This window comes from Fictibacillus sp. BK138, from assembly GCF_004216955.1.
GTDB lineage: Bacteria > Bacillota > Bacilli > Bacillales > Fictibacillaceae > Fictibacillus.
On sequence record NZ_SGXL01000001.1, the window covers coordinates 904,262 to 919,102 of the forward strand.

Genomic DNA, 14,841 nt, shown 5'->3' on the forward strand with positions numbered 1-14,841 from the left:
CATGAGTGCAAAGGAATGGAGAAAGCTGTTTCCTATCCTCGATCAGGAAGTTAACGGCAAACCTCTTGTTTACCTTGACAGCGCGGCCACTTCCCAGAAACCGATACAAGTTATAGAAACATTGGATAAGTATTATAAAGAATACAATTCTAACGTTCACCGCGGTGTTCATACGCTTGGAACGCGTGCAACTGATGGATATGAAGGAGCACGTGAAAAGGTTCGCCGTTTTATCGGTGCAAAATCTACACAAGAGATTATTTTTACACGCGGAACAACGACAGCAATTAATACAGTAGCAAGAAGCTATGGAATGGCAAACCTTTCAGAAGGTGATGAGATTGTGATCACTCCGATGGAGCATCACAGCAACATCATTCCTTGGCAGCAAGTTGCGAAAGTGACTGGAGCAACACTAAAATACATTCCTCTACAGCCTGACGGGACGATTGATCTCCAAGATGTTGAAAAAACGGTAACAGAGCATACTAAAATTGTCTCAGTTATGCAGGTTTCAAACGTATTGGGAACAATCAATCCGATTAAAGAGATCGCAGCGATCGCGCATAGGAACGGTGCTGTGATGGTTGTTGACGGTGCTCAGAGTGCTCCGCATATGAAAGTGGATGTCCAAGATCTTGACTGTGATTTCTTTGCTTTCTCTGCTCACAAAATGTGCGGACCAACAGGCATTGGTGTACTATACGGGAAGAAAGCACTTCTTAATAAAATGGAGCCTGTGGAATTCGGCGGAGAGATGATCGATTTTGTTGGTTTGCAGGAATCCACGTGGAAAGAGCTTCCTTGGAAGTTTGAAGGCGGCACTCCTATTATCGCAGGCGCGATCGGGTTAGGTGCTGCAATCGATTTTCTCGAAGACATCGGATTGGATAACATTTTAAAACTAGAGCATGAACTTGCGGACTATGCGATGGAACGATTATCTGAACTTGATGGAGTTACGATTTTTGGACCTAAACATCGCGCTGGACTTGTGACCTTTAACCTGGACGATGTGCATCCGCATGATGTAGCTACAGTTCTTGATTCAGAAGGGATTGCTGTACGTGCCGGTCACCATTGTGCACAGCCGCTCATGAAATGGCTTGATGTGACAGCAACAGCTCGTGCAAGTTTCTACCTGTATAACACTGAAGATGATGTCGATGCTTTCATAAAAGGACTCACAACAGCAAAGGAGTATTTCGGTCATGTCTTCTAATTTAGATCAGCTTTATCGGCAAGTTATTATGGACCACTACAAAAATCCCCGCAATAAAGGGATTTTGGAAGATGGTGCCTTAAACATTAATATGAATAACCCGACATGCGGCGACCGTATCCAGCTTACTTTAAAAGTAGAAGATGGAAAGATCGAGTCAGCTAAATTTGACGGTGAAGGATGTTCCATCAGTCTCGCATCAGCATCAATGATGACGCAAGCAGTAAAAGGACTTCCAGTCGAAGATGCTTTAAAACTTGCTAAGATCTTTTATGATATGATGTTAGGGAACGACTATGACGATGAATCCTATGATTTAGGTGACATCGAGGCTCTTCAAGGAGTTTCAAAATTTCCTGCCCGCATTAAGTGTGCAACACTTGCATGGAAGGCGATGGAACAGGGAGTAGGAAAACAAGAGGAAGAGTAAGTTTCTCTTGATATTGAGAATTAGAGTGCCAATCCAGTAAGGAGGGATTCTGCAATGGCTAAGAAGATGCCGGATATCGGCGAATATAAATATGGTTTTAGAGATAAAGACGTATCCATTTTCAGATCGAAGCGTGGTTTAACAAAAGAGATCGTTGAAGAAATTTCACGCATGAAGAGTGAACCTGAATGGATGCTTGAATTCCGTTTGAAGTCATTAGAGCAGTTCTACAAAATGCCTATGCCACAATGGGGCGGAGACATGAAGGACTTAAACTTTGATGATATTACGTACTATGTTAAGCCATCTGAAAAATCCGAGAAATCTTGGGATGAAGTACCTGCTGAAATCAAGGCTACTTTTGACAAGCTTGGAATTCCAGAAGCTGAACAAAAATACCTTGCAGGTGTATCTGCACAATATGAATCTGAAGTTGTTTATCACAACATGAAGGAAGACCTTTCTGATCTAGGTATTCTTTTCACAGATACAGATACGGCTTTAAAAGAGCACGAAGAGATTTTCCGTGAGCATTTCGGAACGATCATTCCGCCATCTGATAATAAGTTCTCAGCACTAAACTCTGCAGTATGGTCTGGTGGATCTTTCATTTACGTACCAAAAGGCGTTAAATGTGATACTCCGCTTCAAGCTTATTTCCGAATTAACTCTGAAAACATGGGTCAGTTCGAACGTACGCTGATCATTGCAGATGAAGACAGCTCTGTACACTACGTAGAAGGCTGTACGGCGCCAGTTTATTCAACTAACTCACTTCATAGTGCGGTTGTTGAAATCATCGTTAAAAAGAACGCTTATTGCCGTTACACGACGATTCAAAACTGGGCGAACAACATCTACAACCTTGTTACAAAACGTGCTGTAGCTGAAGAAAACGCGACGATGGAATGGGTAGATGGAAACATCGGATCTCGTCTAACGATGAAATATCCGGCTGTTATCATGAAAGGCCGCGGTGCGAAAGGTACGATTCTATCTATCGCAATCGCTGGTAAAGGACAGCATCAGGATGCAGGAGCAAAAGTATTGCACCTTGCACCAGATTGTTCTTCTACTATCGTTTCGAAGTCGATCTCTAAGCATGGCGGTAAAGTAACATACCGTGGTATTGCTCACTTCGGACGTAAATCTGACGGATCTAAATCCAACATTAAGTGTGACACGCTTATCATGGATAACCAATCCACATCAGATACAATTCCGTATAACGAGATCTTGAACAACAATATCACGCTTGAGCACGAAGCAACTGTATCTAAAGTTTCTGAAGATCAGTTATTCTACCTCATGAGCCGTGGTGTTTCTGAACAGGAAGCAACAGAAATGATCGTAATGGGCTTCATCGAGCCATTTACAAAAGAGCTTCCAATGGAATATGCAGTAGAAATGAACCGCCTGATCAAGTTCGAGATGGAAGGTTCTATCGGTTAATACAAGGAGGACCTTGGTGCAAAAAGTACCAAGGTCTTTTTATGTACAAATATGTAATGTACTGATTTTGTTTAGGTTTACCTTTCACCTACTGGAATTCACTCTTTTTATAAAACTTCTTTAATTTTAGTGGTTAAGTGGATCTTTCAAGGGGCATGGGCGACCAAAAGTCAGGCTAACTAGAATCTTAAGGAACTTGTATAAAATTTCCTTCCAGATTATCTTTATCAGGAAAAGATGCCGTATCCATATATGATATAATTTGGAAAGCGATTTTTATTAATTTGGAGGAGACCCTATGAAACCCATTTCCACGCCAGATCTGTCGAATAGACCGTTTAGCTTAACGGTAGAACGTCAAATGCATGCAAGCCCTGATGTACTATTCAGCGCTTGGACGAAGGAGTTTGATCTATGGTTTGCTTCTCCTGGGACTTTATTAATGTATGGAGAAGTTAATACACCATTTTACTTTGAAACAATTTTTGAAGAACAGCGTCACCCTCATTACGGACGTTTTCTAAGGCTAGAACAAGACAGACTCGTTGAAATAACATGGGTAACAGGTTCTGGTGGAACAGAGGGTGCTGAAACGGTTGTGACCGTTGAAATGGAAGCGGCTCAGAGTGGAACAAGAATCCGCCTTACGCATTCAGGATTTTTAACTGGAGATACGAGAGACAAGCACGAAGATGCCTGGCCATTAGTGCTTGAACATCTAGACAAACGAATGTTAAGCAGTTCCTGAAAAAAATTTTGAATTCTATATGTGATTTCTATGCGAATCCAATTCCTTGGGTTCGCTTTTTGGCTTTAAAAAAGTATATAATGCAATCAATAATCACTATTGAAAAAGGAGTCTACAACATGAATGAAGTGATAGAGACCATATTAGCTCACAAATCCATTCGTAAATTCAAAGACAAACCGATCAGTGAAGAAACGATCACGACACTTGTAGAATGTGCACAGGCTGCCTCAACCTCTAGCTATCAGCAGGTATGCACCATCATTGGGATTGAAGATCAGGAGAAGAAGCAAAAATTGGCTGAACTTGCAGGCAATCAGTCTTATGTTGCTGACAACGGCTATTTCTTTGTTTTTTGTATCGATTATAATCGCCATAAAGTGGCTGCTGAAATGCAGGACAAGAATATTGGTGACACCATTCAATCAACCGAGGCTTTCATTGTTGGTACGGTAGATGCATCTCTTGCCGCACAAAATGTAGCGGTTGCCGCTGAATCCCTTGGACTGGGAATCGTGTACATCGGTGGAATTCGAAACAATCTTAAAGAAGTCTCCGAACTGCTCGATTGCCCGGAACATGTATTGCCCCTGTTTGGTATGGCAATAGGATATCCAGATGCTGAGCCAGGTAAGAAACCTCGTTTGCCTATTCCGGCTGTTTTTCATAAAAACGGGTATAAGAAGAATGAGGAAACAAAAAACCTTTTAGAGCAATATGAAAAAGAAACAGCTGAATATTATACGAAACGCACTGGCGGCAAACGCACAGAAGGTTGGGTGACACAAATCACCACTTCCATGTCGTCTCCGAAACGAGCTTATATGAAAGAATTTGTTCAAGAAAAGGGATTAAATAAAACGTAAAAACTTACAGGCAGGTGAGTTAAAAGAATGATTAAAATAGGTGTAACAGGATGGGGAGATCATGATTCTCTGTATCCGGATGGTACTCCTGCAAGAGATAAACTGGCGGTCTACAGCGGTCATTTTCCCATTGTTGAAGTGGATTCTTCTTTTTATGCGGTTCAGCCTGTGAAAAACTATGAAAAGTGGGTTGCTGCTACTCCAAAAGACTTCTCTTTTGTGGTTAAGGCATACCAAGGAATGACCGGCCATTCAAGAGGGAAACTGCCCTTTGATTCTGTTAAACAAATGTTTGAAGCGTTCATACAATCGGTCGAGCCGGTGATTACTTCAGGAAAACTGGAGATGGTTCTTTTTCAGTATCCACCATGGTTTGACTGTAAAAAAGAGAACGTTCAGGTCCTTCGATTTGCAAAAGAGATGATGGGTGATATTCCAGTAGCCTTAGAGTTTCGGAATCAGACATGGTTTAGTGAAGAGATGAAGGAGAAAACACTCCGGTTCATAGACGAGGAAGGATGGATTCACACGGTTTGCGATGAACCTCAGGCTGGAATCGGGTCTATACCGATCGTCATGCATACCACTTCAGATAAAACACTGATCCGTCTTCACGGAAGAAATGTGTATGGATGGAACAACTCAGGGCAGCCAAATTGGCGAGAAGTACGCTATCTATACCGTTATAACAAAACAGAACTGCTGGAGTGGAAAGAGCGTATTCAGACGTTAGCTTCCGAGACTAAGAGCCTTACAATCTTGTTTAATAACAATTCAGGCGGAGATGCAGCAGATAACGCAAAGGAAATGATCGACCTATTAGATATTCAATACGATTTTCTGGCACCGCGCCAGCTTGATTTATTTTAGTATTGATTTCCTTATATTACAAATTAATTTCAAAAAGTAATAATTGATTCATTTTATGAGATTGCCTGATATACTATTAGGGTGAATTAAATAACGTGAGCTGGATGAAGAAAGTGGGGATCACCTTGGATTTCAAAAAATTGATTCAGATGATGTACTACTTACAGATTGCCTTTATCGTCAGTGGCGTTTATTTGCTATTTATCTACATATTTACCAACAACTCTGAACGGATTCAATTTCTGACACTGGTGTTATGTATCAATTTGATCTCTTTAAAAGTCACCAGAGACCGTTTTAAAACATAAAGAAAACTGCGCGATACTGCGCAGTTTTTTATCATTAAAGCATCTTTAAAAGTGCTTTTCTCCCTTGCATACCAACCTCAATACCTTTTTCCCTAGCTTCAAGTGTAATAGATTCTAAAGGTGCATCCAGCAGCTGTTCAATTGTTCTTACTCCTACAGCACGCCCAGCAATAATTTTACGGTCTGCTAACTTTTCGTTCAATAAGGCTACATCTAAAGCTCCGCACATAATATATCCATTCTCGTTAAAAACAGCCATAAAATTTGTTTTTGGCAAACGAAGGGTGACAGCGGTAAATGGATGTCCTTCTATCAAAATCGGGTTCATCTCTAACATGCTTCCACTCCTTTCTCCTTATATTTTTATGTGTAAAAAAGGAAAAAGTGTTAGGTATTGATGCTAATTTTAAGGCGAAATAATGAACAAAAAAGATATTTCATCAGAAGATTGGACAGGACTGCCGTCTGTGATACGATAATAGGAAATGGCTTTTTCTAAAAGATTATTGCTACGGACATTTTTAGAAAAATCTTCGTTGACAAGTTGATTGGAGCGGAAGGTGCGAGACTCCTGCGGGACGAGCGGTCAGGTGAGACTCCTAACGGCGCAAAGCGGCAGGAGGCTCACCGCACGCCCCGCGGAAAGCGAGCACCTGGAGCGGAAATCAACATCTTTCAATAGCAAGAAAAATAGGAGGCGATAAAGATGAAACAATACTTGGATTTTCTTCAAGATATTTTACATAATGGTACGAAAAAAGAAGATCGGACAGGCACTGGAACGGTCTCTGTATTTGGCCGTCAAATGAGGTTCGATTTAGAGGAAGGTTTTCCTCTTGTAACAACAAAAAAGCTTCATTTAAAATCAATCATCCATGAACTTTTATGGTTCTTGAAAGGTGATACTAATATCGCCTATCTAAAAGAAAACAAAGTTCGAATCTGGGATGAATGGGCTGATGAAGAAGGGAATCTAGGGCCCGTTTATGGCCATCAGTGGCGTTCATGGTCAGCTCCGAACGGGGATACAATCGATCAGATCTCAAACGTTATTGAAGACATAAAAAACAACCCTGATTCAAGAAGATTGATTGTATCGGCATGGAATCCTGCAGATGTGCCGAATATGGCTTTGCCGCCATGTCATCTGCTGTTTCAGTTTTATGTAGCAGACGGGAAACTTTCATGTCAGTTATATCAGCGCTCTGCTGACAGCTTCCTGGGTGTTCCGTTTAACATTGCTTCATATGCGTTACTAACAATGATGGTTGCTCAGGTGACAGGTTTAAAGCCTGGAGAATTCGTTCATACAGTAGGCGATGCTCATATCTACCTGAACCACGTTGAGCAGGTTGAGCTGCAGCTGACACGCGAGCCTAAGCCATTGCCTAAAATGAAAATTAACCCAGCTATCACCAATATCTTTGATTTTACCTTTGATGATTTCGAACTTTTAGATTATGAAGCGCATCCTCATATTAAAGGTGAGGTGAGTGTATGATTTCTTTTGTCGTTGCGATGGATGAAAAGCTTGCCATCGGAAAAGATAATGACCTCCCTTGGTATCTTCCGAATGATTTGAAGCACTTCAAGAAAACAACAATGGGAAAACCAATCGTAATGGGCAGAAAAACATATGAATCGATCGGCAAGCCGCTGCCAGGACGAGAAAATATCGTTGTAACCCGAGATCAAAGTTACGTGGCAGAAGGGACAACGATTGTTCATTCTGTAGATGAAGTTCTTAAGATGAATGCTGAAGAAATATGTGTAATAGGCGGTTCAGAGATCTTCAAGCAGTTTCTTCCTGTTGCAGACCGCTTATATATTACTGAGATCCATCATACGTTTGATGCGGATACTTTTTTTCCAGAGCTCAACGATGATGAGTGGAATGAAGTCTCGCGAACAACTGGTATTGTAGATGAGAAAAATAAATATCCGCACGATTTTGTAGTATACGAAAAAATTAACGCTTAAATATCGAATGAGCCCCCCTCTTGTCTGCATACATTGTAGGAAAGGGGGGTTACCTTTTGTTGAAACGAAAAAAAATGAGACTTCGAAAAGGGCCGCTTCCGTTTCGATATGTTGTGCTTATTTCATTCACTCTCTTTGTTTTTATCACACTCCAAGGATTGTGGCTGGTGGATCGGGGAATTGAGCCTACCTTAATGCATGTTGCTCAACGAAAAACTGAAGAGATCGCATCCTTGGCGATTAATGAAGCCATTATTAATAAATTGTTTGATTCTATTGATATGCAGGATATTCTAATCTCTAAAGAAGACAAAGATGGGAACATTGTTTATGCGGGAGTAAACCAAAAAATCGTAAATAACGTCCAAAACAAATCTGCTATTGTGGTACAAGAGTTTTTAAAGGAAATAGAAAAAGGACGTATCCCAGAGAGCATTGCCGCATCAGATAATCTTAATCTAAAGACCAGTCATTCTAATGAACCAGGAGTAATCATGGAAATACCATTAGGGCAAGCCACTGAAAACTCTCTGCTTGCTAACCTGGGTCCTAAGATTCCGATTAAATTTACGATCGTTGGTGATGTAAACACAGACATTGAAGAGAAAATTGAAACAGTGGGCATCAATAATACGTGGATTTCGATTAATATCATTGTCACGGTTAAGGCGAAGGTCGTTATTCCATTTGCTACTGAAACAGCTACAGTTACGAGACCGATTCAGATCATGGCGCAGTTTATTCCTGGAGAGGTACCGATTTACTATAATCAATCAGGAGATCCGATTCAGCCTGCACTTCCGATCGATCCTGAGATAAAAGATAAAGAAGACGCTAAAAAAAAGAAGGAAGATAATGCTGAGGCAGTAGAGGAAAGTGCTGCAGAGGAAGTTGCAGAAGAATCAGCTGAATAAAAGTTTCCTAAAATTAACAACTCCTATTAGGGTTGACCAATAAGTGAACTTTGTTATAATGATAAGTGAATTTTAAATTTTATATGTCTTTAAGCCTATCACCGATGGGGTAGAGGAGCGGATTTTAAGATTACTTTTTCAGAGAGTGACGTCTGTGAAGAAAAAGGAAAGGAACTTCCGCCGAAGCAAAAAGAAACGGTCTGATTTTTTTTGCTGGGTTTACACTAAATAAGTGTAAAACTGTCACTGCGAGGGTAACTTCGCAGTGGAGGACTACTGATCGATGAGGAAAACCATAAATTACTTAAGTGATTGATAGCAGGTTATTTCCTTGTCTATTAATCGCTTTTTATTTTGTCTTTTTTTCCTCAGCGTCCTGTATAAACTCCTCAAATGGATGGCTAAATACAAGAAGGAGGAACATTATGGAATTTGAGAATTCGATTTATTCATTAATACCGCCAGTGTTAGCCATACTAATGGTTATTTTAACTAGGCAAGTACTGATCTCGCTTGGGGCGGGGATTGTGGCAGGTGCATTACTGCTTCATGACTTTAATATTGGAGCAACATTGAAAGAGATTGGAACGATTGTTAAAGGGCATTTTATTTCAGACGGAGCCCTCAACGAATGGAACGTCTATATTTTATTGTTCCTATTGATTTTAGGAATGATGACAAGCATTATCTCCATGGCTGGCGGGAGCCGTGCGTTTGGAGAATGGGCCATTTCAAGAGTCAAAACAAGAAGAGGGGCTCAGCTACTGACAGTAGTTTTTGGACTAGTCATTTTCATCGATGACTATTTCAACTCATTGGCTGTCGGAAATGTAAGCAGACCTATTACTGATCGCCACAGAATTTCACGTGCTAAGCTTGCTTATTACCTGGATTCAACGGCTGCACCAGTCTGTGTTATCTCTCCAGTTTCAAGCTGGGGTGCATATATCATCGGTATTATTGGAACGATTTTAGCAACTCATGAGATCACAAATATTTCAGCATTCAGTGCTTTTATTCAAATGATCCCAATGAATTTTTATGCAGTTTTTGCACTAATTTTAGTATTTGCTGTTGCTTATTTTCAATTGGATTTCGGTCCGATGAAACAGCATGAGCAGCGTGCTCTAGCTACTGGAGAAGTCATTGATCCAGAGAAAAAAGGAGCGATTGGTGAAGGGATTAAACTGGAAGAGAGCGATAAAGGAAAAGTTGGTGACCTCGTGTGGCCAATCGTACTTTTGATCGCAGCAACAGTTGGTTTCATGTTCTACACAGGGATTGAAAATGTAAAGGGTCTAGAAGAACCTACCAAGGTTACTCTCCTATCCATTTTTGAGAATACAGATGTACCAAAGTCACTGCTTTATGGGGGATTGATCGGTTTAGCGGCTGCGATTATATTCTTCCTTCCTAAAAAGATGGGCGCTTCAGGATTAGCAAGAGGATTGGGAAGAGGCGCACAATCTATGATGGGTGCTGTCACAATCTTGCTTTTCGCATGGACGATCATCTCCATTATTGATAGCCTTGGAACAGGTAAATACTTGGCTGGATTAGTTGATCAGCACATGAACCTGGCTTATCTGCCGTTAGTCTTATTTGTACTTTCCGGTCTTATGGCTTTTGCGACAGGTACGTCATGGGGAACGTTCGGTGTAATGCTTCCTATTGCTGCAGAAATTGCAGCTTCTACAAATGTTGAACTTATGCTGCCTGTATTAGCAGCAGTACTTGCTGGATCAGTATTTGGAGACCATTGTTCACCGATTTCAGATACAACGATTCTTTCATCAACGGGAGCGGGAAGCCATCATATTGATCACGTTATGACGCAGCTTCCTTATAGCTTGGTGGCTGCAGGAATTTCTGCTATAGGTTATTTAGCTCTTGGTTTGACTGAGAGTGTATGGATGGGATTATTCGTTTCAGCAGCGGTATTTGTTGTTGCAATAGTCCTACTAAAGAAATGGTTTGGCAAAAATCATGTTAATGAGAATACAATTAAAGCTTAAAATGGAAGTGCCCGGTTTTAAACCGGGCACTTTTTCTTATATTTATACGACTTGTTTCGCTATATTACGACAAAATTACTAAAAACATTTTGACAGGGTTCGTTTAATTGTAATATACTAAACCCAGAATAGTCAGAAAAAAGTAACAATTGTAAAATTTTTGACTTTATCAAAAAGGGGGAAACAACGATGGAAGATCGGCAACAATGGGGAAGCCGCTATGGTTTTATTTTAGCAGCGGTTGGTTCTGCGATCGGATTGGGTAACATCTGGAGATTTCCAGCTGTTGCTTATGAAAACGGTGGAGGAGCATTCTTTATCCCTTACTTAGTAGCACTATTAACGGCAGGTATTCCCTTATTGATCCTGGAGTTTACACTAGGGCATAAGTATAGAGGATCGGCACCGCTATCTTACTTCCGTCTTCACAAGAATGCGGAATGGCTTGGATGGTGGCAAGTTTTTGTAGCGTTTGTCATCTCTACCTATTATGCTGTTATTATCGCATGGGCTTTAAAATACTCCATTTATGGGTTAAACCTATCTTGGGGAGAAAAGCCATCTGACTTTTTCTACGGAGAGGTAATTAAACTTAGTGCAAAGCCTGGTGATATCGGCGGTTTGGTGCCAGGAGTAGTGATCGCGCTTCTGATTGTTTGGGTTGTTACATTATTAGTACTTTATAAAGGTGTTTCTAAAGGTATTGAAAGGTTCAATAAAATCTTTATTCCTGCTTTAGTTATTATGTTCTTACTTATTGTTATCCGTGCAGTAACACTTGATGGAGCTGCTCAAGGATTGAACACTTTCTTTTCACCTGACTGGAGTATGATCAATAACGGTAAGGTTTGGGTAGCTGCTTACGGTCAAATTTTCTTCTCATTATCCATTGCATTTGCAATCATGGTTACGTATTCAAGCTATCTGCCTAAGAAATCTGATATTAATAACAATGCTTTCATAACTGGTTTTGCAAACTCAGGTTTTGAACTACTTGCAGGTATCGGAGTTTTCGCTGCATTAGGATTTATGGCTATGCAGCAAGGATTACCAGTTGCAGACGTTGTAAAAGGCGGAATCGGACTAGCATTCGAAGTATTCCCTGCGATCATTAATGAGTTCCCGGGCGGTAATGCCTTCTTTGGTACAATGTTCTTCTTAACTCTTGTATTTGCAGGTATGACATCGTTAATCTCAATCGTTGAAACGTATGTTGCAGCATTACAAGATAAGTTTGGAATTTCCAGAACAAAAGCTGTTCTTATGGGTGGTGGTGTAGCTTCTGTTATCTCATTGCTTTTCGCTACAAAAGGCGGATTGTACATGCTCGACATCACAGACTACTTCATCAACAATTTCGGTATCACATTAGCAGGTCTTGCGGAAGTCGTTCTTGTTGCTTGGTTCTTCAAACAGCTTAAGGGGCTGCAAGACCATGCGAACGGTATTTCTGATCTGAGAACTGGCATGTGGTGGAAAGTTTGCCTTGGTGTTATTACACCGATCCTTCTTGGCTACATGATGTTTGATAACATCAAACAAAACATTGCTGAAAACTATGGCGGATATCCTACTGGATTAGTCGTAACTTATGGTTTAGCAGTTGCGGTTGGCGTTATCGTCCTTGGATTCCTGTTAAGCTTAGTAAAATGGAAAACAAATGCTGTACAAGAGAAAAGGGAGGTCAGCTGATATGACAGGCAGTGCAATTGCAATGATGGTTATCGGCATGGTGATCCTTTGGGGTGGCTTGCTGGCTAGTATAGCAAACGTGGTACGAGTTTCTAGAAAAAAATAAGAAGAAAGCTGATTTCTCGTATGAGGAATCAGCTTTTTGCATTTTAAGATCATAGCACAGCTCGAGATTTATGATCGCCATACGGAATACATATACACCTGAACAAAAAAAGAAGCTGCTCCAGCTTCTTTTTATCTTCTCTTGCTACTTATTCTTTCCTGACGTTCCCATGCTTTTAAATAAGGATATGGATCAAATGCCCACTCGGTTATGCCGTTATCACGGTACATACCAAAATGAAGATGCGGAGGAAACTTTCCGGACGTTCCAGGAGGACCGTACCCCGTACTGCCTACATACCCAAGCACTGTACCAGGTTCTACAATGGAGCCTTTTTCAATGCTTTTATTAAAACTCCCTAAGTGAGCGTAATAATGATACACGTTATTAATATCACGAACCCCAATTCTCCATCCGCCGAAGCGGTTCCATCCTTTAACTTCTACAACGCCGTATGAGACTGCTTTTACTGGAACACCATAATCAGCAAAAATATCCGTACCTTCATGGATACGAAGTCCGCCAAAACCACGGCGGTCACCCCAAGTGCTTCGATAGCTGTAGTTGGATCTTAACGGCACAATAAAGCTATGTTTATCTAAAGAAACAGTACCATATGTCTCATAGATCTTTGCGTTTTCCATAATAATTTCAACGGCTTTGTCTCTTTGATAATAACTCCAAAGCCCGATTCTGAAATTTTCGATATCATGACCATGTTTTTGTATAATATCAGCGAATGTAAAGAGAATGTCCTCATCGTTGTTTCGATCAGCAATTCCATCGTTATTTCCATCTTTTCCTATTCCGCCAAACATGGCAATTCGCTCAGGATTTGTATCATCCATTTTTGGATTGATTGGTCCTGACCACTGAATGGGGGAAAAGTATATGCCTACCAGCCCTTTTCTTGCCGGAAGGTCTCGTCTCGCTTTTCGGACGCTTCTTTCATACTGATCGACACCGGCAAAATAATGCCATGGAATAAGTGTGACTGACTCCATCTTTTTATAGAGGCTAAGCCTGTCAACATCTTCTTTTGTAAATCGCTCGGCTGCCTCGCTGCTTCTTTCGGGAAGAAAGGTCATTAGAAGGGCTGCCAGAGTGAGGAACAGGACTGTGAATTTCCTCATACGTCCCAAACCACTCCTTTCTTTCATTTACCATTAGTTTGTTGAACTTACAAAAAAACATGAAGGAAAAATGTTGGAAAAAAACTCATGTTTGGAGTTTTGGCTGTCGTATGGTAGAGTATTGATGGGAATAATGTTTAAATTCAAACAAAAAAGTGACTTTCAGACCAAGAAAATTTGGGGTGATGATGATGGCAAAGAAAGAAGAATATGTACGTAAACCGGAATGGTTGAAAATAAAGTTAAACACAAACGAAAATTATAAAGAATTAAAGAAAATGATGCGAGAAAAGAAGCTACATACCGTTTGTGAGGAAGCGAAATGTCCGAACATTCATGAGTGCTGGGCTGTCCGTAAAACAGCAACATTCATGATCTTAGGAGACATCTGTACCCGAGCTTGTCGTTTCTGTGCCGTAAAAACAGGCTTGCCTACAGAATTGGATCTTCAAGAACCAGAACGCGTTGCTGAGTCAGTAGAACAAATGGGATTAAAACACGTCGTTATAACGGCTGTTGCCCGTGATGATCTAAAAGACGGCGGAGCACATGTCTTTGCAGAAACAGTTCGTGCAGTACGCGCGCGTAATCCGTTCTGTTCGATCGAAGTATTACCATCTGATATGCTTGGTGACATTGACGCACTGAAAACGTTGATGGATGCAAAACCTGATATTATGAACCACAACATTGAAACCGTAAGACGACTTTCTCCAAGAGTTCGTGCACGTGCTACTTATGATCGAACAATGGAATTCTTACGCCGTGCAAAAGAAATGAATGCAAACATTCCGACTAAATCAAGTCTTATGATCGGACTTGGTGAAACATGGGAAGAGATCATCGAAACAATGGATGATCTGCGTGCAAATAACGTAGATATTATGACGATCGGTCAATATTTACAACCAACAAAAAAACATTTAAAAGTACAAAAGTATTATACACCTGAAGAGTTTAAAGAGCTTCGTGATATAGCCTTCAGCAAAGGATTCAAACATTGTGAATCCGGTCCGCTCGTGCGTTCTTCTTATCACGCGGATGAACAGGTAAATGCCGCAGCTCAAAACATCTAATACAAACAGAAAAAGACCAGAAGCAAAAA

At 40.7% G+C, this 14,841-nt stretch carries 16 protein-coding genes and 1 riboswitch; of the genes, 14 read left to right on the top strand and 2 right to left on the bottom strand.

Annotated features, from left to right (window positions below; genetic code table 11):
• Nucleotide 1 precedes the first annotated feature (1 nt).
• The 7 genes from EV282_RS04370 to EV282_RS04400 all read left to right on the top strand — a co-directional run bounded on the left by EV282_RS04370 (nt 2) and on the right by EV282_RS04400 (nt 5,896).
• Nucleotides 2-1,222, top strand: a complete 1,221-nt coding sequence (locus EV282_RS04370; protein WP_130294093.1) for a cysteine desulfurase — start codon at nt 2-4, stop codon at nt 1,220-1,222.
• A complete protein-coding gene (sufU, locus tag EV282_RS04375; protein WP_130294094.1) occupies nt 1,212-1,652 on the top strand; it encodes a Fe-S cluster assembly sulfur transfer protein SufU in 441 nt (146 codons plus the stop codon). Before EV282_RS04370 ends, sufU begins: the two co-directional genes overlap by 11 nt.
• 54 nt (nt 1,653-1,706) lie before the next feature.
• Complete coding sequence (gene sufB, locus EV282_RS04380; RefSeq protein ID WP_130294096.1) at nt 1,707-3,104, top strand: Fe-S cluster assembly protein SufB; 1,398 nt, start codon at nt 1,707-1,709, stop codon at nt 3,102-3,104.
• 298 nt (nt 3,105-3,402) lie between these two features.
• Complete coding sequence (locus EV282_RS04385) at nt 3,403-3,852, top strand: SRPBCC family protein (RefSeq protein ID WP_130294098.1); 450 nt, start codon at nt 3,403-3,405, stop codon at nt 3,850-3,852.
• 119 nt (nt 3,853-3,971) lie between these two features.
• Nucleotides 3,972-4,718 carry an oxygen-insensitive NADPH nitroreductase gene (gene nfsA, locus EV282_RS04390; protein ID WP_130294099.1) on the top strand — a complete coding sequence of 249 codons (747 nt, stop codon included), beginning with the start codon at nt 3,972-3,974 and terminating at the stop codon, nt 4,716-4,718.
• 27 nt (nt 4,719-4,745) lie between these two features.
• A complete protein-coding gene (locus EV282_RS04395) occupies nt 4,746-5,588 on the top strand; it encodes a DUF72 domain-containing protein (RefSeq protein WP_130294101.1) in 843 nt (280 codons plus the stop codon).
• A 95-nt stretch (nt 5,589-5,683) separates the two neighbouring features.
• On the top strand, nt 5,684-5,896 hold the full coding sequence (locus EV282_RS04400) for a hypothetical protein (protein WP_130294102.1): 213 nt from the start codon (nt 5,684-5,686) through the stop codon (nt 5,894-5,896).
• Nucleotides 5,897-5,930: 34 nt separating this feature from the next.
• Here EV282_RS04400 and EV282_RS04405 read toward each other — a convergent pair whose 3' ends face one another.
• A complete protein-coding gene (locus tag EV282_RS04405) occupies nt 5,931-6,233 on the bottom strand; it encodes a YunC family protein (protein WP_066292272.1) in 303 nt (100 codons plus the stop codon).
• A 369-nt stretch (nt 6,234-6,602) separates the two neighbouring features.
• Here EV282_RS04405 and EV282_RS04410 point away from each other — a divergent pair, with 369 nt between their 5' ends.
• The 6 genes from EV282_RS04410 (at nt 6,603) to EV282_RS04435 (ending at nt 12,603) form a co-directional block, all read left to right on the top strand.
• Nucleotides 6,603-7,397 carry a thymidylate synthase gene (locus tag EV282_RS04410; RefSeq protein WP_130294104.1) on the top strand — a complete coding sequence of 265 codons (795 nt, stop codon included), beginning with the start codon at nt 6,603-6,605 and terminating at the stop codon, nt 7,395-7,397.
• On the top strand, nt 7,394-7,876 hold the full coding sequence (locus tag EV282_RS04415) for a dihydrofolate reductase (protein ID WP_130294106.1): 483 nt from the start codon (nt 7,394-7,396) through the stop codon (nt 7,874-7,876). The genes EV282_RS04410 and EV282_RS04415 overlap by 4 nt, the downstream gene beginning before the upstream one ends.
• A gap of 56 nt (nt 7,877-7,932) precedes the next feature.
• The gene (yunB, locus tag EV282_RS04420) at nt 7,933-8,790 is read left to right on the top strand and encodes a sporulation protein YunB (protein ID WP_130294108.1); all 858 of its coding nucleotides are present in this window, start codon (nt 7,933-7,935) and stop codon (nt 8,788-8,790) included.
• A gap of 102 nt (nt 8,791-8,892) precedes the next feature.
• A riboswitch (Lysine riboswitch) is annotated at nt 8,893-9,074 on the top strand.
• Between the two features lie 141 nt (nt 9,075-9,215).
• On the top strand, nt 9,216-10,805 hold the full coding sequence (locus EV282_RS04425) for a Na+/H+ antiporter NhaC family protein (RefSeq protein ID WP_130294110.1): 1,590 nt from the start codon (nt 9,216-9,218) through the stop codon (nt 10,803-10,805).
• Nucleotides 10,806-10,994: 189 nt separating this feature from the next.
• The gene (locus EV282_RS04430; protein WP_130294112.1) at nt 10,995-12,497 is read left to right on the top strand and encodes a sodium-dependent transporter; all 1,503 of its coding nucleotides are present in this window, start codon (nt 10,995-10,997) and stop codon (nt 12,495-12,497) included.
• Between the two features lies 1 nt (nt 12,498).
• Entirely contained in the window at nt 12,499-12,603 is a 105-nt protein-coding gene (locus tag EV282_RS04435) for a methionine/alanine import family NSS transporter small subunit (protein WP_130294114.1), read from the top strand.
• 131 nt (nt 12,604-12,734) lie between these two features.
• On the opposite strand, the gene EV282_RS04440 is transcribed toward EV282_RS04435, so the two are convergent.
• A complete protein-coding gene (locus tag EV282_RS04440; RefSeq protein ID WP_130294116.1) occupies nt 12,735-13,736 on the bottom strand; it encodes a M23 family metallopeptidase in 1,002 nt (333 codons plus the stop codon).
• Between the two features lie 191 nt (nt 13,737-13,927).
• Here EV282_RS04440 and lipA point away from each other — a divergent pair, with 191 nt between their 5' ends.
• Nucleotides 13,928-14,812, top strand: coding sequence for a lipoyl synthase (lipA, locus tag EV282_RS04445; protein WP_077359568.1), 885 nt, complete (start codon nt 13,928-13,930; stop codon nt 14,810-14,812).
• Nucleotides 14,813-14,841 lie beyond the last annotated feature (29 nt).

Bases quoted from the DNA above. Each gene is read 5' to 3' on its own strand.
- EV282_RS04370 (WP_130294093.1), top strand. From the start codon at position 2: ATGAGTGCAAAGGAATGGAGAAAGCTGTTTCCTATCCTCGATCAGGAA.
- sufU (WP_130294094.1), top strand. From the start codon at position 1,212: ATGTCTTCTAATTTAGATCAGCTTTATCGGCAAGTTATTATGGACCAC.
- sufB (WP_130294096.1), top strand. From the start codon at position 1,707: ATGGCTAAGAAGATGCCGGATATCGGCGAATATAAATATGGTTTTAGA.
- EV282_RS04385 (WP_130294098.1), top strand. From the start codon at position 3,403: ATGAAACCCATTTCCACGCCAGATCTGTCGAATAGACCGTTTAGCTTA.
- nfsA (WP_130294099.1), top strand. From the start codon at position 3,972: ATGAATGAAGTGATAGAGACCATATTAGCTCACAAATCCATTCGTAAA.
- EV282_RS04395 (WP_130294101.1), top strand. From the start codon at position 4,746: ATGATTAAAATAGGTGTAACAGGATGGGGAGATCATGATTCTCTGTAT.
- EV282_RS04405 (WP_066292272.1), bottom strand. From the start codon at position 6,233: ATGTTAGAGATGAACCCGATTTTGATAGAAGGACATCCATTTACCGCT.
- EV282_RS04410 (WP_130294104.1), top strand. From the start codon at position 6,603: ATGAAACAATACTTGGATTTTCTTCAAGATATTTTACATAATGGTACG.
- EV282_RS04415 (WP_130294106.1), top strand. From the start codon at position 7,394: ATGATTTCTTTTGTCGTTGCGATGGATGAAAAGCTTGCCATCGGAAAA.
- EV282_RS04425 (WP_130294110.1), top strand. From the start codon at position 9,216: ATGGAATTTGAGAATTCGATTTATTCATTAATACCGCCAGTGTTAGCC.
- EV282_RS04430 (WP_130294112.1), top strand. From the start codon at position 10,995: ATGGAAGATCGGCAACAATGGGGAAGCCGCTATGGTTTTATTTTAGCA.
- EV282_RS04435 (WP_130294114.1), top strand. From the start codon at position 12,499: ATGACAGGCAGTGCAATTGCAATGATGGTTATCGGCATGGTGATCCTT.
- EV282_RS04440 (WP_130294116.1), bottom strand. From the start codon at position 13,736: ATGAGGAAATTCACAGTCCTGTTCCTCACTCTGGCAGCCCTTCTAATG.
- lipA (WP_077359568.1), top strand. From the start codon at position 13,928: ATGGCAAAGAAAGAAGAATATGTACGTAAACCGGAATGGTTGAAAATA.